The organism is Sulfitobacter sp. L-8 (assembly GCF_056859255.1).
Genome location: NZ_JBSXOD010000044.1, coordinates 1 through 20,534, shown reverse-complemented (window position 1 = coordinate 20,534; position 20,534 = coordinate 1). Strand labels below are relative to the sequence as shown.

21 protein-coding genes are annotated in these 20,534 nt (G+C 59.1%); 3 read left to right on the top strand and 18 right to left on the bottom strand.

Translation table 11 applies throughout. The annotated features are described in order from the left end of the window. Positions 1–22 precede the first annotated feature (22 nt). From AC13DE_RS07630 to AC13DE_RS07595, 8 genes are all read right to left on the bottom strand, one after another. Entirely contained in the window at positions 23–877 is an 855-nt protein-coding gene (locus AC13DE_RS07630) for an SDR family oxidoreductase (protein WP_114865600.1), read from the bottom strand. Positions 878–1,151: 274 nt separating this feature from the next. Next, positions 1,152–1,451 (bottom strand): hypothetical protein, encoded by a 300-nt coding sequence (locus AC13DE_RS07625; protein WP_114865601.1) that lies wholly within the window; start codon positions 1,449–1,451, stop codon positions 1,152–1,154. A 175-nt stretch (positions 1,452–1,626) separates the two neighbouring features. Further along, positions 1,627–2,841: a CaiB/BaiF CoA transferase family protein gene (locus AC13DE_RS07620; RefSeq protein WP_114865602.1), complete on the bottom strand. Its 1,215-nt coding sequence runs from the start codon at positions 2,839–2,841 to the stop codon at positions 1,627–1,629. 184 nt (positions 2,842–3,025) lie between these two features. Further along, positions 3,026–5,200: a xanthine dehydrogenase family protein molybdopterin-binding subunit gene (locus tag AC13DE_RS07615; protein ID WP_243251845.1), complete on the bottom strand. Its 2,175-nt coding sequence runs from the start codon at positions 5,198–5,200 to the stop codon at positions 3,026–3,028. 1 nt (position 5,201) lies between these two features. Further along, complete coding sequence (locus AC13DE_RS07610; RefSeq protein ID WP_114865604.1) at positions 5,202–5,660, bottom strand: (2Fe-2S)-binding protein; 459 nt, start codon at positions 5,658–5,660, stop codon at positions 5,202–5,204. A 21-nt stretch (positions 5,661–5,681) separates the two neighbouring features. Then, positions 5,682–6,314, bottom strand: a complete 633-nt coding sequence (locus tag AC13DE_RS07605; RefSeq protein WP_114865605.1) for a glutathione S-transferase family protein — start codon at positions 6,312–6,314, stop codon at positions 5,682–5,684. A gap of 16 nt (positions 6,315–6,330) precedes the next feature. Further along, positions 6,331–6,849: a MarR family winged helix-turn-helix transcriptional regulator gene (locus AC13DE_RS07600; protein ID WP_132998146.1), complete on the bottom strand. Its 519-nt coding sequence runs from the start codon at positions 6,847–6,849 to the stop codon at positions 6,331–6,333. A 304-nt stretch (positions 6,850–7,153) separates the two neighbouring features. Beyond that, positions 7,154–8,113, bottom strand: coding sequence for an MBL fold metallo-hydrolase (locus tag AC13DE_RS07595; RefSeq protein WP_132998123.1), 960 nt, complete (start codon positions 8,111–8,113; stop codon positions 7,154–7,156). Positions 8,114–8,214: 101 nt separating this feature from the next. Between AC13DE_RS07595 and AC13DE_RS07590 the strand changes: the two genes are divergently transcribed. Both AC13DE_RS07590 and AC13DE_RS07585 read left to right on the top strand, forming a co-directional pair. Beyond that, entirely contained in the window at positions 8,215–8,706 is a 492-nt protein-coding gene (locus AC13DE_RS07590; protein ID WP_132998124.1) for a MarR family winged helix-turn-helix transcriptional regulator, read from the top strand. A 149-nt stretch (positions 8,707–8,855) separates the two neighbouring features. Next, the gene (locus AC13DE_RS07585; RefSeq protein WP_132998125.1) at positions 8,856–9,524 is read left to right on the top strand and encodes a cupin domain-containing protein; all 669 of its coding nucleotides are present in this window, start codon (positions 8,856–8,858) and stop codon (positions 9,522–9,524) included. A gap of 268 nt (positions 9,525–9,792) precedes the next feature. Here the strand turns inward: AC13DE_RS07585 and AC13DE_RS07580 are convergent, their stop codons facing one another. The 9 genes from AC13DE_RS07580 to AC13DE_RS07540 all read right to left on the bottom strand — a co-directional run bounded on the left by AC13DE_RS07580 (position 9,793) and on the right by AC13DE_RS07540 (position 19,285). Continuing rightward, complete coding sequence (locus tag AC13DE_RS07580) at positions 9,793–12,873, bottom strand: efflux RND transporter permease subunit (RefSeq protein WP_037931516.1); 3,081 nt, start codon at positions 12,871–12,873, stop codon at positions 9,793–9,795. 29 nt (positions 12,874–12,902) lie between these two features. Further along, positions 12,903–14,051: an efflux RND transporter periplasmic adaptor subunit gene (locus AC13DE_RS07575; protein WP_132998126.1), complete on the bottom strand. Its 1,149-nt coding sequence runs from the start codon at positions 14,049–14,051 to the stop codon at positions 12,903–12,905. Next, positions 14,041–14,592: a TetR/AcrR family transcriptional regulator gene (locus tag AC13DE_RS07570; RefSeq protein WP_348208401.1), complete on the bottom strand. Its 552-nt coding sequence runs from the start codon at positions 14,590–14,592 to the stop codon at positions 14,041–14,043. Before AC13DE_RS07570 ends, AC13DE_RS07575 begins: the two co-directional genes overlap by 11 nt. Positions 14,593–14,736: 144 nt before the next feature. Continuing rightward, positions 14,737–14,976: a TetR/AcrR family transcriptional regulator C-terminal domain-containing protein gene (locus AC13DE_RS07565; protein ID WP_240790891.1), complete on the bottom strand. Its 240-nt coding sequence runs from the start codon at positions 14,974–14,976 to the stop codon at positions 14,737–14,739. A gap of 6 nt (positions 14,977–14,982) precedes the next feature. Beyond that, complete coding sequence (locus tag AC13DE_RS07560; protein WP_240790892.1) at positions 14,983–15,330, bottom strand: TetR/AcrR family transcriptional regulator; 348 nt, start codon at positions 15,328–15,330, stop codon at positions 14,983–14,985. Between the two features lie 100 nt (positions 15,331–15,430). Further along, complete coding sequence (locus AC13DE_RS07555) at positions 15,431–15,754, bottom strand: winged helix-turn-helix transcriptional regulator (RefSeq protein ID WP_037931508.1); 324 nt, start codon at positions 15,752–15,754, stop codon at positions 15,431–15,433. A 135-nt stretch (positions 15,755–15,889) separates the two neighbouring features. After that, the gene (locus tag AC13DE_RS07550; RefSeq protein WP_483047519.1) at positions 15,890–16,861 is read right to left on the bottom strand and encodes a TniQ family protein; all 972 of its coding nucleotides are present in this window, start codon (positions 16,859–16,861) and stop codon (positions 15,890–15,892) included. Further along, entirely contained in the window at positions 16,822–17,679 is an 858-nt protein-coding gene (locus AC13DE_RS07545; RefSeq protein WP_483047518.1) for a TniB family NTP-binding protein, read from the bottom strand. The genes AC13DE_RS07550 and AC13DE_RS07545 overlap by 40 nt, the downstream gene beginning before the upstream one ends. Then, on the bottom strand, positions 17,657–19,285 hold the full coding sequence (locus AC13DE_RS07540) for a Mu transposase C-terminal domain-containing protein (protein WP_483047517.1): 1,629 nt from the start codon (positions 19,283–19,285) through the stop codon (positions 17,657–17,659). The genes AC13DE_RS07545 and AC13DE_RS07540 overlap by 23 nt, the downstream gene beginning before the upstream one ends. A 423-nt stretch (positions 19,286–19,708) precedes the next feature. On the opposite strand from AC13DE_RS07540, the gene AC13DE_RS07535 reads away from it, so the two are divergent. After that, positions 19,709–20,206, top strand: coding sequence for a hypothetical protein (locus AC13DE_RS07535; RefSeq protein WP_483047516.1), 498 nt, complete (start codon positions 19,709–19,711; stop codon positions 20,204–20,206). Positions 20,207–20,284: 78 nt separating this feature from the next. On the opposite strand, the gene AC13DE_RS07530 is transcribed toward AC13DE_RS07535, so the two are convergent. Continuing rightward, positions 20,285–20,534: hypothetical protein (locus tag AC13DE_RS07530; RefSeq protein ID WP_483047515.1), on the bottom strand; the 250-nt coding region annotated here is incomplete at its 5' end.

The window sequence follows — 20,534 nt, the reverse complement described above, 5'->3', positions numbered from 1 at the left end:
CTCGCTAGGTTCGGTCTTGGTATCAGGAAATCCGGAAATAATCCGGTCTCCCTGTTGGCCAGGGATCACCCCACATTTGTTGCCCGCCGTCGATGTTAAGAACTTCTCCGGTCACGAATTTCCCGGAATTGGCCGCCAGATAGACTACGCCTTCTGCAACATCCCATTCATCCCCGGCGTGGCGCATCGGATTGGAATCCTGAAAAGTTGCCGCGCCTTCAGCGGGATAGTTTCCGAAACCGGTACTTTCGCAACAGCCGGGCGCCACGCAGTTCACGCGGATATCATGCGGCGCCCATTCCACGGCGACTGATTTGGACAGGTATACCACACCTGCCCGGGCCGCACAGGTATGCGCGATGCCGGGCATCCCGCGCCAGATGTCGGCCACGATGTTCACAATTGAACCCGATTGCTTTTGCGCAACCCAATGCCGCGCCGTGGATTGCATCATCCACCAGGTGCCATTGAGATTGGTATCTATGACAGCGTTCCAGCCCTTCGGAGAAAAATCCAGAGCGGCTTGCGGAAACTGCCCTCCCGCGTTGTTGACCAGAACGTCGATCGACCCGAATTCCTGATTGACCGCAGCTACGAAATCTTCGACCTGTTCGGGGTCACGGATCGTCATCGGCATGGCAAAGACCTTGGCACCCAGACTTTCGAGAAATTCCTTGGCCGACGCCAGTTTCTCCTCGTTACGTCCATTTATCGCAAGATTTGCTCCGAGCTTGGCAAACAGGGCCGCAATGGCTAAACCCAATCCACCGCCCGCACCGGTGACAACAACAGTCTTGGCTTCGAATAGATCGCGTGCAAACACGGTCGAGCGTGCTGACAGGTCTTCTCGCGAAGACCCAAACTGCGTCTCATTCATGACGCTTCCTCCCTTTTCCCCCATTCGGGGTTATTCGGATAATCTAACGCGTGTTAGAAAATAATCAAGCTAAGAATTTCGCCTACTTCCGCAACTCGTTTTCTTCGAGTAAGTTATTAAAAATTCAAACATTTTCCTCCCGTTGACAACGAATTCACTTGCGTCGTCACTGGTACGGTGCGGAACAAGAGGGTTTCTCTCGTCAGCCGTTTGGCGTGGTATACCTTGGCGTTTCCGAATCTCCTAACGGTGATCTGTGATGCCGTGGTCGCCTCTACGAGGTGTAGAACGAGATTAAACCGTCTTCTTGTCGGCAACCTGCGCCGTCGAAATCCGGACTTTCAACACATGCACGGCGTGTCGACCGCCCCTGCCACGCCGCGGCGGTCTTGAACTTGGACGTATTCGAAACAGGCTTTTTGTGTTCTCCGATCATCGGTTCCAAGGTGCGCGCAGGTTGCGCATCGGTGCCAAACCTCACAACAGGATTACCGAGACCCAGCCGAGACCGGCCCGCAATTCCGCGATTGCCTGCATTATGACGGTCGCCTCGGCAATCCCAGACCTGCGTCATCTACCTGTTCCTGCGTGCCGATCCCAAGGCACCCACCGTCAGTCATCGCCCCCGTACAGATCATGAGAAAACCCACCGTTGCGATCGCGCTCTAATCAATAGTCGCCGTCGAACCGGGTACACCTCCACAGGATCTGGTCGCGTAATTCCCTCCGCTCATCCGTCAAAGGAAATGTCACGGAGTGTTTCTCGTGCCGTCCAGTCCTATGATCCCCGCCTCGTAAAGGGCCGTGATCTGTTTGTCGTCAAACCCAAGCTCGCACAGAATGCTGCGCGTGTCGGCACCAGGCGCGCGTCCCAGCCACCGAAGCGCGCCCGGTGTGGCGCTGAGATGCGGGACCGGGCCGATAACCTTGGTCGGCTCACCCTCGACCGATACAATGTCGCCACGATGGCGGATTTGCGCGTTCGTTGTAATATCTTCGACGCTCAGCACCCGCGAGGCCACCGCATCATGACGCGCGAATTCCGTTTCAACTTCGGCAAGTGTGTGCTGCGTGACAAAATCATTGATGGCGTCGAAAACCACGGTCATGTGGTGTGACATCTCGGCAAGGGTCGCGAACCGCGGGTCATCGGCCAAGGCGTCACCGCCGACGGCGCGCAGCAGCCGTTGCGCGGTCTCCGCGCTTCCTGCGGAAACGGTCAGCCATACCCCATCGGATGTGCGGAACATACCCCCCGGCGCAAAGTCCATCGGCTGGCGCAGCCCGTTGCGTCGCGGCGAATGATCAGCGCCCGTCAGGGCAGGAACGGGATAATCCATCAACCGAAGCAAGGCTTCGAACACTGCAAGATCGACGACCTGACCGCGTGCGGTTCCCTGTTCGCGGGCAAGCAGTGCGATCATGATCCCCAATGCGCCCATCAGCCCCGTCGTGCTATCTGCCGCCGGAAACCCGGGATGCATCGGCGGCCCGTCGGTGAAACCGGTCAGATGCGCCAGACCGCTCATGGCCTCAGCCGCACGGCCAAAAGCAGGTACATCCCGCATCGGGCCGTCCTGTCCGTAGCCGGACACGCGCAGAATAACCAGATCCGGGTTCCACCCATGCAGTATTTCCGGCCCGATGGCCGCACGCTCAAGTACGCCTGGTCGAAAATTCTCGACAAGGACATCGGCACCTTCAACCAGCTTGCGCAGAATGCCCCGGCCTTCGTCCGACTTCCAATCCAGACCCAGAGTCTGCTTGTTGCGGCCCAGTGTCTTCCACCAAACACCAACCCCGTCCTTGGCCTTGGGTCCGAGGTCACGCATCATGTCCGTTCGGTTCGGTGCTTCGACTTTGATGACATCCGCACCGAAATCAGAAAGCAAGGCAGCTGAAAGTGGGCCGGCGATGACATGGCCGAGTTCGATAATTCTGAGGTTGTGTAGGGGTCCGGACATTGGCTCTCTTCGCTAATATTCTAACACGCGTTAGATTATTAGCGAAAGGAATGTGAGTTCTCAAGGCATGACATAAGGAAACTGGATTGGTGTATCCAGGCACACGGCGTCAGACAAAAAGGTGACGCGCGCCACAAAGCAGCGCGCGTCAATGGACCATTCGTTCGGCCAGGCCAGTCCGTGGTCAGGCTAGTCCATGAAGCGAAAATGGCAATTCGCGCACAATCGTGCCGGTTGCCCGGCGTACGGCATTGGCCACGGCGGGCCCAACGGGCGGTGTGCCCGGCTCGCCGATGCCGGTAGGGGCCTCGGTCGACTGAACGATATGGACATCCACCTGCGGCATGTCGCTGATCCGCAGTGGTGTGTAATCGTAGAAGTTCGACTGGTTTACCTCACCCTCGGTCAGGGTGATCTCCTCGCGCAGGATCGCGGAAAGACCGTAGCCCAGTCCCCCCTGGACCTGCGCTTCGATGTTCGAGGGGTTGATCGGCACGCCGCAGTCGACACCGCAGGTCACGCGCTCGACCTTTACGGTGCCGTCTTCGCGGATGCGAACATCCGCAACCTCGGCGACATAAGAGCCAAAACTCTTGTGCACCGCGATGCCCCGTGTGAGGCCATCCGGTACCGTGCCGGCCTTGTCAATCGCCAATTCCAACACCCCCCGCGCGCGCGGATCGGTAAGATAGCGCAAGCGAAATTCCACAGGATCGGCACCGGCCGCTTCCGCCAGTTCGTCCATCATCGTTTCGACCACATACGCGGTGTGGGTGTGCCCGACCGAGCGCCACCAAAGAACCGGCACGCCAACTTCCGGATGGTGGATATCGACCGACCATCCCGGAATGGTGTAGGCCGAATGCTCCCCGAGGCCCTCGACCGAAGAGGCATCGACACCATCCCGAACCATGAACTGTTCGAACGCGGTTCCGATGGCGATACCTTGCCCCACCACGCGTTGTTCCCACGACGTGATATTGCCGTCGGCGTCAAGACCGGCGCGCACACGGTGCATGTGCATCGGACGGTAATAACCGCCGCGCACGTCGTCTTCGCGGGTCCAGACCAGTTTGATCGGCCGGGCATCCCCGTGCGCTTCGAGCCACGCCTTCGCGATCATTGCGGCCTCGGCCACATAGTGGCTGTCGTAGATCGCACGGCGCCCGAAAGATCCGCCGCCCCAGAGGGTCTCGATTGAAACCGAACCCGGATCAATGCCAAGCACCTGCGCACCTATGTTCTGGTCCAGAGTCTGGATCTGCGATCCAGTCCAGAACGTGGCTTCGGTGCCGTCAAAACGAACGGTAACGTCGATTGGCTCCATCGGCGTGTGCGCGAGGTAAGGGAAAGAGTAGTCCGCTTCGATCACCTGTTCAGTGTCGGCCTGCGATACGACGGCGCTGTGGAATGCGATACCTTCCTCATCCAGCAGCGCGGTGTATTCGGCCCGCAGCTCTTCGGTTCCCCGGTTTTCGGCCTGCGAAAAATCCCATTCCGCTGACAGCGCGTCGCGGGCCTGAATGGCCTGCCATGTCGACTCGGCGATCACCGTCGCCCGATCAGGCAACTGAATCACGTCGATCACGCCGGGCATGGCCCGCGCCTCTGTGGCGTCTAGACCGGCCAGTACGCCGCCGAAACGCGGACTGCGCAAGCTGACGGCGTAGACGAGCCCTTCCATGGCCACGTCCATCCCGTACATGTTGGTTGCACCCTGGGATTTGCGAACCACGTCAACGCGTGGGAAGGACTTGCCGATATAGACCCATTGATCAGGCGTCTTGAGCGTGACGCTTTCGGGGACGCTCTGCCCTGCGGCAGTCTCGGCCATGTCGCCAAGGCTGGCTGACTGTGATCCGTCAGTGATCTGACCGCCCGCGATGCTGATGCCAGCGGGATCGACGCCCCAGGTCTGTGCCGCTGCTGCGATCAACATCGAGCGTGCAGTGGCTCCGGCCTCGCGGTACTGTTGCCAGGAATTGGCCATCGCGGTTGACCCGCCCGTGCCCTGCACGCCCATCAGAGTATTTGCATAGAGATCGGTATTGGCGGGCGCGAACTCTGTCGTGACCTGTGCCGAATCCGCATCAAGTTCGTCCGCGACCAGCGTGGCGAGACCCGTGGCTGTTCCCTGCCCCTTGTCGAGGTGTTTGACGATCACCACCACGGTGTTGTCGGGGCGAATGTGAACGAACGGCGTGGCAAGCCCGTCGACGCCGCCCTGCGCTGCGGCTGACACGGGCCGAAGGGCGGCACCCAACATCAGGCCGCCCGTGGCTCCGGCAGACAGTTTCAAAAAGCCCCTGCGCGTGAGCGCGGGCGTCGGCATGGTCTGTGCAATAAATCTGTTGAGCATCTTAACCCTCCATAATCTCGGATGCGCGATGGATCGCTTTGCGAATCCGTGCGTAGGTGGCACAACGGCACAGGTTTCCGTCCATTGCCGCGTCGATATCGTCGTCGGTTGGTTTGGGCGTGTCCCGCAATAGCGTCGTCGCCGACAGGATCTGGCCTGACTGGCAGTAGCCACATTGCGGCACCTCCAGCTCCACCCAGGCTGTGCGGATCGCCTCGGTCGTGGCGTCTTGCGCACCCTCGATCGTCGTCACCGTGGCCCCGTCCAGGTCTCCCACGAAGGTCTGGCACGAGCGTACGGGCGCCCCGTCCACATGCACCGTACACGCCCCACAGGACGCGACTCCGCAGCCGAATTTGGTGCCTGTCAGGCCCAGTTCATCGCGCAGGGCCCACAACAGCGGCGTATCCCCGGCCGCCGCGATCTCGCGCGGTTCGCCATTCAAAGTAAGTTTGATCATTTTCTCGGTTCTCCTTTTTTCTCAGCCAAGGTCCGGCGCAGTGGCCACGAACGCTTCGTCATTACTTAATCTGTCCCACCAGTCCTGCATGCCCTCGAGGGACAAGATCGCGGCGCCATCCTCTGTCATCGTCGCATACGCAATGAGCGGCCCGAGCAGGTAGTCGGCGAAACCGGGCGCGTCACCGGAAAAAAATGGCGCATCTTTCTTGTTGTCCAGAACAAGCCTGATCAGTTTTCTGGCCTGATCCAGATTGGACTGCCTCATTTCTTCGTTTTTTCCGCCGACCACATCGGGGAACAGGTGATACGCCACAAAACCAATGATCGCGTCGTAGCCGTAATTGGTGATCAGCGCAGCGTTCTCGTCCGCCTTCGCGCGTTCTTTTGCATCCTTGGGAAACATCGGTGGTTCAGGGTCGCGCGCTTCGAGGTACCGTACGATTGCATCGGTTTCACGCAGACGCATTCCGTCGATATCGAGAACCGGCACCTTGCCGAACGGGTGGCGTTCAAGATGATCGGGTTCTTGCGTTTCGCCTTCCAGGACGTTGACCGGCACCTGGTTGTAAGAAATGCTCTTACGCGCCAGCACGCATCGCACCGTGCGCACGAAGGTCGATCCGTTAAAGCCGAAGAGAGTTGTTTCTGTCATCTGGTCCTCGTTGTTGTCATTTGATGGAATGCGGGAGCGCCGCCTGCGGTGCTGGATCACCGGATATGTTCGCAAGGTCCGCCGCTAGGAGATCGACAAGATCGCGCACGGCGGTGCGCAGCGCCTCGGCCGCACCCGGCCCAAGCCGGTCACCGATCCGGCCGGACAAGGCGACCGGCACCTCCGCCGCGCGGGTCCGCAGGGCGACACCGTCCGGCGTCAGGTGCACCATGACGTGTCGTTCGTCGGCCCGGTCGCGCGTCCGGGTCAGCAGGCCGAGTTTCTCCATCCGCTTTAACATCGGGGTCATCGTACCGCTGTCGATATGAAGACGCCGTGCCAGGCCACCGACATGAATCGGCCCCTCTTCCCAAAGAACCAGCATGACGAGATATTGCGAATAGGTCAGACCGAGAGGATCCAACAGTGGGCGGTACATGCGGCCCAACAGGTTGGTCGCGGCGTAGAGCGGAAAACAAAGCTGGCTGTCCAGACAAAGAAGACCGGACGCGTCGTGTGTATCAGTTTCGACCATCACTGAACGCTCCGACGGTTTATGTTCGGGGACAACCCGATCAACCGGATGAGCACAGGTCCGGAACCGCACACCGCCGCGGTGCGGACGGCTTTCTCATTCAAATCGACAGGCTTATCCATGTGGTCCTCTCTAAGAGCGGCTGGTCCACCGCTGCTTCGGATTACAACTAGAACAATAATTTTGATTGGCAAGCAAATATTTCGTACACGAACTTAATGGGCCTGAATGGCCCGCATTATATGAGACAACAGGCAAGCGCCTGATTAAGGGGCGCCTTGCAGCGCCCCTATTGATGGCTAAATCACATCCAGGTAGTAGGAACGTAGCGATACGCCTCGCCATCCGCGAGGATACGGCCAAAGCCCGGAAAGTGGATGTGGCTCCCCGCGACAAGCGTCTTGTCAGCTGACACCATGTCAAAGACGCGGCGTCGGGATTCCGCAGCCTGGGCCGGATCGCTGTCGAACCCAAACCCAACATCGGGCAGTGCAGTGTGAACATCGGCCGAGGCAAGCGTGTCAGCGATCATCAGCAACTGCCGGTCGCCGCCATCGATCCGCACAATCGAGTGGCCCGGTGTGTGGCCCGGAGACAACATCATGGACAGGCCGGGCGCGGCCTCGGCACCGTCGGCGATACGCGTCACACGATCGCCATAGGCCCCAAGCACGGTCTGGGCCAACTGGAACATACCTTTCGCCTCATCCGGCGCCTGCGCCATCATCGCTTCATCGGTCCAGAAGCCTGCTTCGACCTCACCCAAAGCCAATTCGGCGTTCTTGAAGACGGCATCACTGCCACGGATCAAACCACCAAGATGATCGGGATGCGCATGGGTCAGAACAACCATGTCGACATCGTCGGGGGTGACGCCTGCCGCAGCAAGTCCGGGGATCAGACCGCCAAAGCCAGGCCCCAACAATTCCTGCTCTCCCATTCCGGCGTCGATCAGAATTGTACGCTCGTCGGATTGCAGGAGAAATGCAGAAACCGGCGCAGGCAACGCATCGGGCCCGATACCGATCTGCTCCATCAGCGGGTCGATCGCTTCGCTGCCGAAAAAGAACCCCCTGCCCAGTGGTGCGATCCCATCCAACAGGGCGGTGATGCGATATCGACCGAGGGGCGCAGAGTAGAGGGCCGCGCCCGGTGTCGCGGTGTGTCCGGCAGCCAGCGTTGGGCTTGCTACTCCGGTAAGGGCGGCGGCGGCTGGCAGCGTTGCGGCGCCCTTTAAAAGGGTGCGTCGGTTGATCTGAGTCATGGCATTTCCTTTCGCTCTAGAATATTTCGTATACGAAGTTTCGAATCGGGCTTACGGTGTTTCGGCTTTCAATCCCGACCCGGTGGCCCTAGTTAGCGTGTATGGTACAAAAATCCAACCTGAATGATCTTGCCTGTTTTCAGGTCTACATGCTTCACCATGCGTTCGGTCGATTTTACCAGACGGCTTTCGCCGAGACTGGGCTTACTTACGCAAAATACGTGATGCTCAAGGCTCTTGTCGAAAAAGGGAAAATGTCGCTTTCCGAGCTTTCCGCGCGTCTCGGGGTCGAACCGAACACGGTATCGCCCCTGGCCAAGAAGATGGCCGGGGTCGGGGTGATAGAGCGGGTGCGAGACCCGGAGGATGAACGCCGTATTGTTTTGTGCCCGACCGAATATGGTCTCGCCATTCTCAAAGCCGCCGACCAGACTGTCACGCAGAATTTCGCGGATCTCGGAATTTCCGCAGAAGACCGTTCGCAGGCGATTGCATTGATGTCCCGGCTCCGTTCGGCGGTGGAACAGGCAAGCCCGAAACGCCTCGAACTTCCAGAAGCTCCCTCGGCGGAAGGACGCGATCCACCGGATTGAGCGGCAACATCACCGCGCATGCCGGATGCCCCAACGCACGATAAATTTCCTTGCCAATGCACAAATCCTGCCTAGCTCATGGCATCCGAAAGTGATCAATCATCTAAAGCCTCCGCCAAGCGCGTGAGGCCAGAAAAGGACTGTATACAATGGATCTCAATGCCGATTTTTCGCAGCGTGTCGTCGTTCATTCGGACACGATCGACTGGCAGCCCTCGCCGATTGAAGGTGTGGACAGACGTATGCTGGACCGGATTGGCGACGAAGTAGCGCGGGCAACCACCATCGTGCGTTATGCACCCGGCAGCCGTTTTTCGGCACACACCCACACCGGCGGCGAGGAATTCATCGTTCTTGACGGTGTCTTTCAGGACGAGCATGGCGATTACCCGGCGGGCACATACGTTCGCAATCCGCCCACGACCTCGCACACACCGGGATCGAAGGCAGGATGTACGATCTTCGTCAAGCTGTGGCAGTTCGACATGGCCGACCGCACCCAGTTCCACAAGGATATGGAGGCAGAGCTGGGCGCACCGACAGAAGGGGTCGCCACGACGATCCTGCACCGGGATGCGCGCGAGGTTGTGACCTACAGCAAGCTGGAGCCCGGCGCGGTCACGACGTCGCAGGCACCGGGAGGGATAGAGGTATTGGTCATTGGCGGAGCGGTCACGGTTGACGGTGAAACCCTGAAGCGGAACGACTGGCTGCGCCTGCCAGATGGTGAGACTTTGACGGCGACAGCCGGTGATCAGGGCGCAAGGCTCTGGATCAAGACAGGCCACCTGCCCCACGCAAAAGCACCGGCGGTCTGATCCCGGCGACTACAACTGTTCTGGTGCCGTTGAGGGGTGTGCCGCTTCGGCCCGGAACGCGCGATGAAACCAGTCTATTTCTCGCGAACCCAAGCCGATCCTCTCACGCCAATCGAAGTTGTACCCGCGTTCGGATATTTCCGGGCGGGTGCGCTTGTGCCAGCGCAGCAAGCTCACAGCGACTTCTACCGAAATAGGGAATAACACCTGATTCCCAAAGAGACGACCGCGTCGGTGCACACTGCCGTGCACCGCGCGCCAGGCCTGATCACGCTGCGGCTGTTGCGCCCTCCGGAGCGGTGTCCTCTTTCGGAGGCTTGATCCGAAAGAAGAGCGCATAAAGTACCGGAACGGCGATCAGCGTCAGAACCGAAGCAAATGCAAGACCGCCCATGATCGTCACTGCCATCGATGCAAAGAAGGCATCCGGCAGGAGTGGAACCATCCCGAAGATCGTCGTGCCTGCCGCGAGCACCACAGGGCGCAGACGGCTGACTGATCCGTCGATGACCGCCTTGTAGTCGGGTACACCCTCTGCACGCTGAAGGTCTATCTCTTCGACCAGAACAATTGCGTTCTTCATCAGCATACCGGAAAGCGACAGGAAGCCCAGAAGGGCAGTGAACGTAAACGGCAAGCCTGTGAACAGGAGCCCCAGTACCATTCCTGTTACCGACATCGGTACGACCAACCAAAGGATCAGTGGTTGGCGGACCTTGTTGAACATCAGGATCGAGATTGTCAGCATGACGAGAAAACCCAGCGGAAGCTGCTTGCCGAGACTTGCCTGCGCATCCGCCGCGCTTTCGAATTCGCCACCCCATTCCATCACGTAACCCTCTGGCAGCGGAATGGCCTCGATATCGGTCCTAACACTCCGGAACGCTTCGTCCGCGGTCAGATCGCTGCGCGACCCGCCCATCGCGGTAATGGTGCGCTCGCGGTCACGTCTTTGTATAAGCGCCTCGACGAGGCGTGTCTCGAAACGCTCAACGAGGTTGGCCATCGGAACGTAGGACCCTGCACCATCAGACCATACGGAAAGATCGGAAAGGCGGTCAATCCCGTCACGTTCGCTCTCCGGGAGGCGGAGGTTGATCGAGATCACCTCGTCGTCCTCGCGCAACTGACCAACACGCAAGCCGGACGTTCCGTAGCTTATGGTGTCGGAAATCGCCCCGCGCGTTGCACCGGCCAGACGCATACGCGATTCATCGACAATCGGCTCGACGAGTATCTCACGCTGGCGCCAGTTGGTCCGCGGGTTGGTGATCGTACCGGAATCCTCGAAGATCCGCATCGCATCATCCGCGAGTTGCCGCAGGATGACAGGATCCGGCCCCGCAAACCGAACCGCCACGTCTGCACCGGACGGCGGCCCGAACACAATCTGCTCGACGCGGATCAGCGCGTGAGGGAATTCGGCTGGCAGATCCCGGTTCAGTCGGCTCGCGATGGACGGGATTGCCTCGGCATCGGCGACCCGGACGATAAGCTGTCCGTAACTGGCATCCGCCTGCTCGGGATTATAAGTCAGCATGAAGCGGCTTGCGCCTCGCCCGACAAGGGTCGTCACATCCGTCACGTTGTCCTCGGCGAGCAGCATCTGTTCGAGCCGTTTCATTTCAGCGTCGGTGACATTGATATCGGTCCCCTGTGGCATCTGGAACTCGACATAGAAGATCGGAGTGTTCGACGCCGGGAAAAACGCCTGCTTGACCTGCCCAAAGGCCATCACGGACCAGACCGTAATTCCCACAATGATCAGGACGACGATGACCCGGGTCCGCAAAGCCAGCCAGAGAAAGCTGCGATAAACTCCGTAGAACGCCCCCTTGTAGGGATCGTCAGAGGTCTCTTTTGGCGCGCGGAGCAGCAGTTTGCCGAGATAGGGTGTGACCGAAACCGCAAGCGCCCAACTCATCAGCAGCGAAATCGCGATGACCGCGAAAAGCGAAAACAGGAATTCGCCGGTCGCGTCAGGCGACAGGCCGATCCCGGAAAAGGCCATGATCCCGATAACGGTCGCACCAAGCAAGGGAATCGATGTGGCGGTTTCCGTCTCGGCGGCGGCATCTTCCGCAGACTTGCCCCGCGCCACACCGATCACCATTCCTTCTGTGATGACAATGGCGTTATCGACAAGCATCCCCATCGCGATGATCAGGGCACCAAGGCTGATCCTTTCCATCGGGATGCCGAAGACAGACATGAAAAACAGTGTAGAGAAGACAGTCAGCGCCAGTGTCACACCCACCACCAGACCCGCACGCCATCCCATCGTCAGCATCAGCGCGGCAACGACAATGCCCACTGATTGGCCAAGACTGACGAGAAAGCTCGAAACAGCCTCGTCCACGACAACGTGCTGCTCGTAGACCGGTGTGATCTCGACCCCGGCCGGCAACGCGGCCTTGAGCCGGTCCAGGCGCGCCGAGACACCCGCGCCGACCTCGACAACGTTCCGGTCCGTCAACGCCGATACTCCGAGAGTGAACGCCGCCGCTCCGTTTTGCCGAATAACCTGACTTGGCTGTTCGGCTTCATCGCGGGTAACCTTTGCGATGTCGTAAACCGCAACCTGACCGACCTCACCGGGAACACCAAGTCGAAGTTCCTCGATACCTTCCGGACTCACGTAACCCGGCGGAACCGACAGGTCGATACGGGCGGGACCTTCGGTAATCGCACCGTTCGTGAACACCTGGTTTTCGTCGGCGAGGACGCCCAGGACCTGCGTTGGAGGAAGCCCAAGCTCCGTCAGCCGGGAAGATGGGACCGAGATATTGATCACCTCTTCCGTAAGGCCCTGAACCTCGACCTTGGCGACGCCATCGACGGTCACCAGCCCAAGTCGCAGGGTCGTCGCCAGATCACGCTGCTCTACCGGGCTAAGCCCTTCGGTCGTCACCGCATAGAACATGCCATAGACGTCGCCAAAATCGTCATTGATGATTGGCGGGCGCGTACCTGTCGGAAGATCCCCCTGCACATCGCTGATGCGGCGGCGCATCTCGTCCCACACCTGCGGGATCTCGTTCGGACCGTAGGTCATCTCGATTTCGACGGTAATCTGAGCCATGCCCGGCATGGATTTCGATTCAACCCGGTCGAGTTGCTTCATCTGCTGCAACGCGTTTTCAATGACGTCGGAGACTTCCTCTTCGACCTCAACAGCCGTGGCACCCGGATACGGCACGAAGACGAGAGCCGTCTTGAGGGTAAAGCTGGGATCTTCGAGGCGACCGACGGTATTGAGGCCCCAATACCCGCCAACCATGCAGAAGATGATAACCAGCCAAGCCGCCACCGGTCGCTTGATGGTCGCACGTGAGATGCTGAGTGCCATGGATCTGTACCCGTCCTATCAATATTGGATCAGAGACCCGAAATCATCACTGCCTGATTGTCCCTGAGCCGCCACCAACCGCCCGAAACAACCAGCTCGTCACCATTCAGGCCCTCCATGACGATAATCTCGTCATTGACGGGAAGTCCCAGCCGGACCGTCCTGCGCGCGACCTGTCCGGAAGATTCCTGATAGATCCAGATGGACGGGTCGGTTCGGCTTGTCGTGTCCACCGCCGAAACCGGAACGATGACGGATTGCGGACGGTTTTCATCGGACGCGGCGGCGATGCGCACATCCGCTGTCATGCCGGGCAACAGACGTGAATCGATATCACCGGTGATCGCAAATTCCACATCGTAGGTCTGGGCTGTCGGATCAGCGTCGGTCGAAAACGAACGCAGCACGAGTGGCACCGTGTACCCCGGTACCGCAGGAAAGCTCGCGACGATGTCGAACGCGTCGGGCGCAGAACGCGCAACTGCCGCAAGTTCTTCGGGCAGTGAAATCATGATCCGCATCTCGCTCACATCTTGCAGACGCGCCACCGGCGCGGCCGAGGTGACGTTGACGTACTCCTCGACGAAAGTACGCGCCACAATCGCGTCAAACGGTGAGGTGATCTGGGTCTGCGACAGACGCCGCTTGGCCTCGCGCAGTGCCACGTCTGCCTGTGCAAACTGGGCGCGCGCAGTATCGAGGCGCGAGTCGGCTGCGACCCCACGCTCGGCGAGACTTGAAGCGCGCTCAAGCTCGGAATTCGCGAGGTCGAACGAGGCCTGCGCCCGATCGACAGCCAAATCAAAATCAGCCTGATCGAGTTCCGCAATCACGTCGCCCTTGCGGATTCTGTCGCCCGGCTCGACATCGAGGGAAAAGATCTGCCCCGGCACCTGAAACGCGATGTCTACTGTGCGTGCAGGCTCGACCCGGCCCGCAACGGCCCGGGATTGATTGACCACGCGGCTGAGCGCACGCGTCACTTCGACCGTCACCGGCCGATCGGGTTCGGATGCTGTCTGCGTCTCGGCGTCGGTTTCCCCGGCATTCATTTCCGTCTGGGCGAATACACCCGTCAGGGACCCCGGAAGGAACGGCACGGCCAGGGCCGCTGCGGCCGCCAGCACGATGACGAAAGCAACCCGCTTCCAGTTTTTGGTCTTCTTATTAGAGCTCATCAATCATAGTCCTTAATCGTTCGATGACGCGTTCTCTGATTTCCGCGCCGCCGTCCGGAAGATTCAACAGCCGTTGGAACCGCAGACCCTGTATCGCCAGGACCGCGATCATGGCGGCCGGCGCGTCCTGCGTGTCTGTCAGTATACGTTCGAGGTCGCATGTTAGATCACTGCGAAGCGGATCAAGAAGCCGTGGATCCGAGGCGGCGGCCGCAAGGATTGCCATTGACAGGTCGTCGTCCACGTCTTTTGAGTGTATCACAGTTTCGAGATGCCCGGTTAGAGTGCGCGCTGGATGCCGCACCGGTACATTCGCAAGAAGCTCCCGGTGCGCGGCCAGCATCTGATCCAGCAGGCTTGAAAGCAGCGCTTTCTTCGTCGGAAAGTTGTAGAGCACGCCGCCCTTGCTCAGCCCCGCCTCCTTCGCGACTGCTTCGATCGTAACTTTGCCCGCTCCTTCACGCGCAGCAATCGCGCGTGCAGCGCCGAGAATTCTCGGAGATGCGTTTCTCGATCCCGCTGACTGCCCTGGCTCATTCACAACTGTACCATCCGGTCGGTTTAGATTTTCGCGAGAGGTAGTCCGGGGCTGCATCAAGGTCAAGGTCTTGATCAAATCCGTCCTGAAACAGGGCACCGAGGCGTTCATCAAACCGCAGAAGTGCCTAAATTTAGGCCTGTTACGCTAGGTATTACCCGCTGAGTAAATCCCTAGAAACACGTCAACCGCCCTTTCGGCATGCGCTGGCGCATCGATCGGCTGGCCAACCGCCAGCAGTCTGGGCATGATGATGCCCGAGACGGAAAGATGAATGAACTGGCTTGCAGTGCTTTGAACGTCCTGCATTTTTACCGATCCGGCTTCTTGCAGGACCCGAAAAACCTGCCCGACAATTCTAGTGGCCCGCCTTGGCCCCGCTTCCATATATATTTACCCTGCCTCGGGCAGCACTGAAACCGCGCCGGTGCAGGTACGCAGAAGTCGAATGTAGTCATCGTCCAGGACCAGTCTGATCATGCGCCGAGAAAGTTGTTCCAGAACGGCTCGCGGTGAATCGTTGCGTGAAAGCGGTCGGGAGATCTCGACAGAGAGCCTGTCGCATTCAGCCTGCACAACGCGTAAGAACAGCATGTTCTTGCTCGGGGAATGGGCATAAAGCGTCGCTTTGGATACTTTGGCCTCCTCGGCAATCGCATCGACACTGGCACCTTCGAATCCACACCTCAGAAAGACCGTCTTGGCTCCGCTCAGCACATCGGCAACTTTACTTTGCCTCATGTCGGCCGCCTGCTGCAGAACCGTGGGATCGAACGCGCTTTATCGATAATCTGGCCTTCCCCAAGGCTTGCACACCCGCGCATTTTCCCAATTGGTTCATTCAAACAGTCCCCAATTCATCTTCTGCGAAGACACCCTCATCCTTCCATCGTTCCGCGATATGTCCCAGTGTGTCCAGAACACCTCGCAGGTCATTGCCACGCGAGGTCAGGCCATAGGTGACTGCAGGCGGAATTGTCTGCTCCTGTTCGCGCCAAATGACCCCGGCACCCTGAAGCATTCGCAGGCGTTCGGTCAGCATGCGGGTAGATATTCCTGGCACGGCACGTTTCAGCGCACCAAACCTTTGCGGTCCCTGATCGCTCAGGACCCAGATGATATAGGTCGTCCACGGCCCCATGAGCAGGCGCAGAATCGAATCCATGGGGCACTGTGGCGGGGTCTTGGGCATTGACGTTCACACCTGTCACTGTACCCTAATTAATCAGATTCTGCGGATTCAGGGCATTTTGGGGCGTTTTTGTACCCTTAATTACAATATATCCACAGGCAACACGCGTCAGTGCTCGGTCCCGCTCGAGCGTTTCCAGATTGCGTCGGCGCGGGTCAGAAGTGATTCCCGTTTTGCGCCGAGTCCGAGCTCGGATATGGCCTGACGGGCTGCTCGCAAAGCGCTCTCGGATGCACTTGCGCGGCTCGTTCCATGCGTCTTCTGTCCGGTCGGATGCTCTGTTTCCCTCCGCCCCGGAAGCCGCTGGTCGAGTTCCAGCGACAACCCACGGACCCGCTCAATCAAACGACGATGTTGAGGAAAGGCGCGGCGCAACTCGAGGACCATGCGTTCGTTTCCACGTAGAATGATGGCAACGCCCAAAATCGGACGGGTCACGCTTACACCAACCGCGGCAAGCGCCATCAACCTTTCGCGCTCGTTCCCCGAAGTGAGCGCCCCCAGGTTCCCGATCTTCAGAACTGCCATGAGATGCAAGGTCAAATCCACCCGGCGCAGCCGCCTGAGATCTTTGCTCGCCACAGCCGTTTCCAGGAACTGCGCACCACGTGCAGCGCGCGCAAGTAGCCGGTCTGATACGGCTTCGGCTGGATGTTTCGCCGCGAGGGATTGACCACAGATCTCGCAGGTCAGCGACCACGCGAAGCGCCAATGGCGAAGAACCAGAGCGGGCGTTTTCTCGACACACGCCCAACAATGCTGGAAGTCATACCGCGACACGATAAGCAGCGAATGATGCATCGCTTCCGGAAAGCACATGGCAGCGATTTCATCCGGGGACAGCTGAACCGCTCCGCATAGTCGAGCCCAGTTCGCCGCGCGCAAGTCACTCGCACACTCTGGTACCCCGCCCTGCCCCAAACCCAGATAGCCACAAAGCTCTTCTACCGAGCAATGATTGGCCTTCGCTAGTCGCCCAATCCAGCTGGACAGGAGCTCATCGCGTGCCGGCAGTGGCCGGAACGGTAGTGGTCTGACGGTCACCCGAATGCAGCGGCGGGTTGGCGAGGAATGTTCCACGCGTGCTTCGTCCAAACCGGCTGCCAGGCCTGAACTGCTTCGTCCGTGATCCGCTCTTCTCCAGTCTCGATCGCATCGATAGCCAGGGACTTGATCATGATGAACACGCGCGAGGTCACACCCCCGGTCACTTTCAGGATCGTCCGAAGTGATGCGACCGTCAGGCCTGATCGTTGCTCAAGTGCCATCGCCGCGATCAGTGTCTGGATCAGGCGAGAGAACTCTACGTCGTCCTCCCAAAGCGGCAGGTAGTGTTCGTCCAGCCGTCGGGCCAGTTGGTCGTCTCCACGAACCGCCTCCAGGGCTTCGTTCACTCCAAAAACGACGAGCGAAGCGCAGAGGTCGTTGGCAAGGAACCGAAGCATGTTCAAGAAACGGCGTTGCTCACGGTAGCTTCCCGAAAGCAGGTTATGCACTTCGTCGATCATCAGCATCCTCAGGTCCATGTCCCGAAGATGACCGAGCGCACGGACCTCGAGCTCGGATACGGTATGGCGGCCCCACATTGGCGCCGCGATCGTTGCCAGGATGTGCTGATAGAACCGCCGCTCGTCCGGCGCGGGCGGCGCCTGAACCAGCAGGATAGGCGTTTTCGTGATGCCCAGTTCCGCGTTATATTGAGTGGGATATTTGCTCGCCATACGCTTGGCGATCATCGTCTTGCCAATGCCGGAACTTCCATAGACCATCAGACCCGGCATCCGGCTCTGCTGCGGCATTTCCATCAGAGATGTCAATCGGTTGAGAACAATGGTGGCTCGGTCAAACGCGATCCAGTGATCGCCGCGGATACGGTCAATTCTTTCGTCTTGGGTCATTGAACTCATCAATCTCATAGGTTGGCAGATCAGGATTACCTGTATCAATCGCGAACATTTCGCGCGACGGGTCGCGACGCGGTTGGTGCCGGGGAAGCCGAGCACCTCTTTCGTTTTCGACCCGGGCGGTCCGCGTCTTTTGGCGTGCCGCCTCAGCCAGCCGCCGTTGCGCATCGATCAAATGGAACAGGCCCCGCTCATTTATCCGCCCCCCATACTTGTCTTGCCATTCTTTCCGCGCACGACGACTTTCCCAAAGCGATATCCGCGGATGGCTCAGATCCCGATACCGAGCAGGGATCACGCGGCCATCATCGATGATGACCCAGACCTGCGACAAGTCTCGCGGATCGTATTTCACCTGAACCTTGCCCTGCCTGCGTCCGACCAACGACGCGAAGACATCACTCCAGTAATGGACCCCGAAGAGCGTGACCCCGGTGCGCCCGAGTTGGCACCACTCGAAGGGCAAGAAGCTTGTCCGAAAGGCTTCGACGTCAACGACCTGTCGCCCCGCAGTATCCCCGCCCAGGTCAGCCCAGGCAGCCAGCGGCGTTCGGCCGAGGGCTTCGTGAACCGTATTGTGGTATCGGCAGATTTCCAGATAAAGCCAATCCTCGAACTCGGTCAGCGTCAGGGCTGCATGCTTTTCACTATTATAGTCGCCTTTCTCGACGATTGAGGAATGTGTCGTCCCGGGCAGCACATGAACGGCACCCATGGTCGTTCCGATCAGCCGTTCGACATGGCCGCCATAGTGTTTGCCGCCAAGCGGACGATACTCGACGGTTATGCCCCAATCTTCGCAGGCCATTCTGAAGGCATCGCTGTGGAACTCCTGTGCATTGTCGACGTGGATCGCCTTCGGAATGCCGGCCGTCGGCCAAACCACCTCTTCCAGTGTTCCAGGGACATGCACCGATTTCCGGCGCACACAGTGATCGAGACACAGGGCGATCGACAAGACAGATGGCTCGTCGAAGGTGACATAGGCCCCGAGAACGATCCGGGTCGCAACATCAATGGCTACCGTCAGAAAGGGGCGTGTAAGTGGCCGCCGGTTCACGTGATCAACCAGAATGATGTCCGCCGTAGTATGATCGATCTGAACGACTTCCAGCGGGGCTGAAACTTCAAGACGCCCGGGACGCGCGGCAAAGACCTTGTCAGCCTCCTCTGCCCCGCGCCGTTTCCTGATGACCTCTCGCTGATCCATCGCGTCGAGACGGGCTTTGACCGTTTTCCGGGTCGGGGGTTGAAATCCTTTCGCCTCGCACTCGGCACGAATCTCACGCCAGATGCGAAGAAAGCTCGAGCGCTCGCGAACCAGATAGTAACGCTGCAGACTCTCATCGATGATGATTTCAACGTCTTGCGCGATCCGTTTCGACCCCGGTTTCGGCCCGCGACGGTCCAACTCCAACGCCGTGGCACGTGCGTCGTTCTCTCTCAGACGCCGGTAGAGCGACCATGTGTGGCTTTTCGCCAAGCCGAGTTCCCAAGCCGCGTCACCGATAGCAGCGCTGATCGGCTCGCCCCTCTTTTCCAGATCCAGGATCGGCCGAAGAACCGCTGCACGATGTTTCGCAATACGCTCGCTGACCACGTAAATCCCCCGCCCCAACAGGTCGACACTTATCCACAGTTCCGACCGTACGGCAATTAAGGGTACAGTATGGTAATTAACGGTACAATATGAAAATTAAGGATACAAGCGGCCATTGATTTTATGGGACAATTTTAGGCGCGATTCTGATTAATTAGGGTGCAGTGACATCAACTGACCCGGCATGAGATTGCGGCCATGACCCTTCCGGATACGACGCATCTTGGGGTTCAATATGTATCGAGCGATGACTTCCAGAGTTGCGCAAGCTGCGCGGGCCAGACGCCTGGACTGATCCTGCGCCACTGGCGTTTTGCTTGGTCGTTGACTTGCGAAAACTGTGGTCGACCTCTTGTGGCGAGGCGTCCGACCGACGGCATAGCAGACAGGATAAGTGTCCGCGCTACTCGCGGCGCGGCGACTATGAAAGCCGCGGTCCAGGCCAACGATCTTCAGCGCATACGCCGGTTCTCCCTTACCCTGTCCGTCCTGAAGGTACTCGATTTGGCATACGCCGCGCCGCTCACATCGCGGAGCCAGATGGAGCGGTTCACAGCGCTCGCGGCAGTCGATGTTTGCGACACCCGTCCACTGCTTGGCGCTGCAATCCTGCTGCACGGAAACGACAAGGCACTCCGAGAGCTCCGCCGCGTCTTTCCTCAGCATAGAGGCCTGATCGATAGGGTGCACAGGCTGTCTCTGGAACTCGATGGGAGGCTTCCGAGAAAGCCGTTGCACCAGTGTATCCCGGTCAGTCAGCCAGACAAGGTCATGTCGCGTCCTTCTCGCAAAATGGTATCTTCAGAGGCATTGAACGCCGCCCGCCAAGCCGTCTCTGAGCTTGGGTCGGATGCAGATCGTCAAGCACTACTGGTGCGAGCCGATGCAATTTGGAAGCGTCAGAGCTGTGTCAGACGCTGACGCAAAGCCCTGTGGATATATTGCAATTAAGGGTACAGAAATCGTCGAAATCGCGTCCAATCCGCAGAATCTGATTAATTAGGGTACAGTGACACGTGTGCCCATGGTTCCCCATGCGTCGCGGATGATCGGATCCTTCATGTCCCTGGAGGCCACGTTGACATACTCGTCGCCCCTACCGTTCTCGACATCAGCAGCATAGCTTTCCTGTAGGGTCTCGATCAGCGTCCTGTTGAACTCATGCGCTGCTTCTTCTTCGAGCAGACGGCCAGCCCACACACCCAGCATCCGGCCCATATGGGTATCCTTCTGCAGACCCATGGTCATC

Coding starts and splice junctions, on each gene's coding strand:
- AC13DE_RS07575 (WP_132998126.1), bottom strand. CDS start 14,051: ATGAGCTCTAATAAGAAGACCAAAAACTGGAAGCGGGTTGCTTTCGTC.
- AC13DE_RS07535 (WP_483047516.1), top strand. CDS start 19,709: ATGAAAGCCGCGGTCCAGGCCAACGATCTTCAGCGCATACGCCGGTTC.
- AC13DE_RS07620 (WP_114865602.1), bottom strand. CDS start 2,841: ATGTCCGGACCCCTACACAACCTCAGAATTATCGAACTCGGCCATGTC.
- AC13DE_RS07590 (WP_132998124.1), top strand. CDS start 8,215: ATGGTACAAAAATCCAACCTGAATGATCTTGCCTGTTTTCAGGTCTAC.
- AC13DE_RS07555 (WP_037931508.1), bottom strand. CDS start 15,754: ATGGATTCGATTCTGCGCCTGCTCATGGGGCCGTGGACGACCTATATC.
- AC13DE_RS07595 (WP_132998123.1), bottom strand. CDS start 8,113: ATGACTCAGATCAACCGACGCACCCTTTTAAAGGGCGCCGCAACGCTG.
- AC13DE_RS07585 (WP_132998125.1), top strand. CDS start 8,856: ATGGATCTCAATGCCGATTTTTCGCAGCGTGTCGTCGTTCATTCGGAC.
- AC13DE_RS07605 (WP_114865605.1), bottom strand. CDS start 6,314: ATGACAGAAACAACTCTCTTCGGCTTTAACGGATCGACCTTCGTGCGC.
- AC13DE_RS07565 (WP_240790891.1), bottom strand. CDS start 14,976: ATGGAAGCGGGGCCAAGGCGGGCCACTAGAATTGTCGGGCAGGTTTTT.
- AC13DE_RS07615 (WP_243251845.1), bottom strand. CDS start 5,200: ATGCTCAACAGATTTATTGCACAGACCATGCCGACGCCCGCGCTCACG.
- AC13DE_RS07560 (WP_240790892.1), bottom strand. CDS start 15,330: ATGAGGCAAAGTAAAGTTGCCGATGTGCTGAGCGGAGCCAAGACGGTC.
- AC13DE_RS07545 (WP_483047518.1), bottom strand. CDS start 17,679: ATGACCCAAGACGAAAGAATTGACCGTATCCGCGGCGATCACTGGATC.
- AC13DE_RS07580 (WP_037931516.1), bottom strand. CDS start 12,873: ATGGCACTCAGCATCTCACGTGCGACCATCAAGCGACCGGTGGCGGCT.
- AC13DE_RS07630 (WP_114865600.1), bottom strand. CDS start 877: ATGAATGAGACGCAGTTTGGGTCTTCGCGAGAAGACCTGTCAGCACGC.
- AC13DE_RS07625 (WP_114865601.1), bottom strand. CDS start 1,451: ATGACGCAGGTCTGGGATTGCCGAGGCGACCGTCATAATGCAGGCAAT.
- AC13DE_RS07610 (WP_114865604.1), bottom strand. CDS start 5,660: ATGATCAAACTTACTTTGAATGGCGAACCGCGCGAGATCGCGGCGGCC.
- AC13DE_RS07600 (WP_132998146.1), bottom strand. CDS start 6,849: ATGGTCGAAACTGATACACACGACGCGTCCGGTCTTCTTTGTCTGGAC.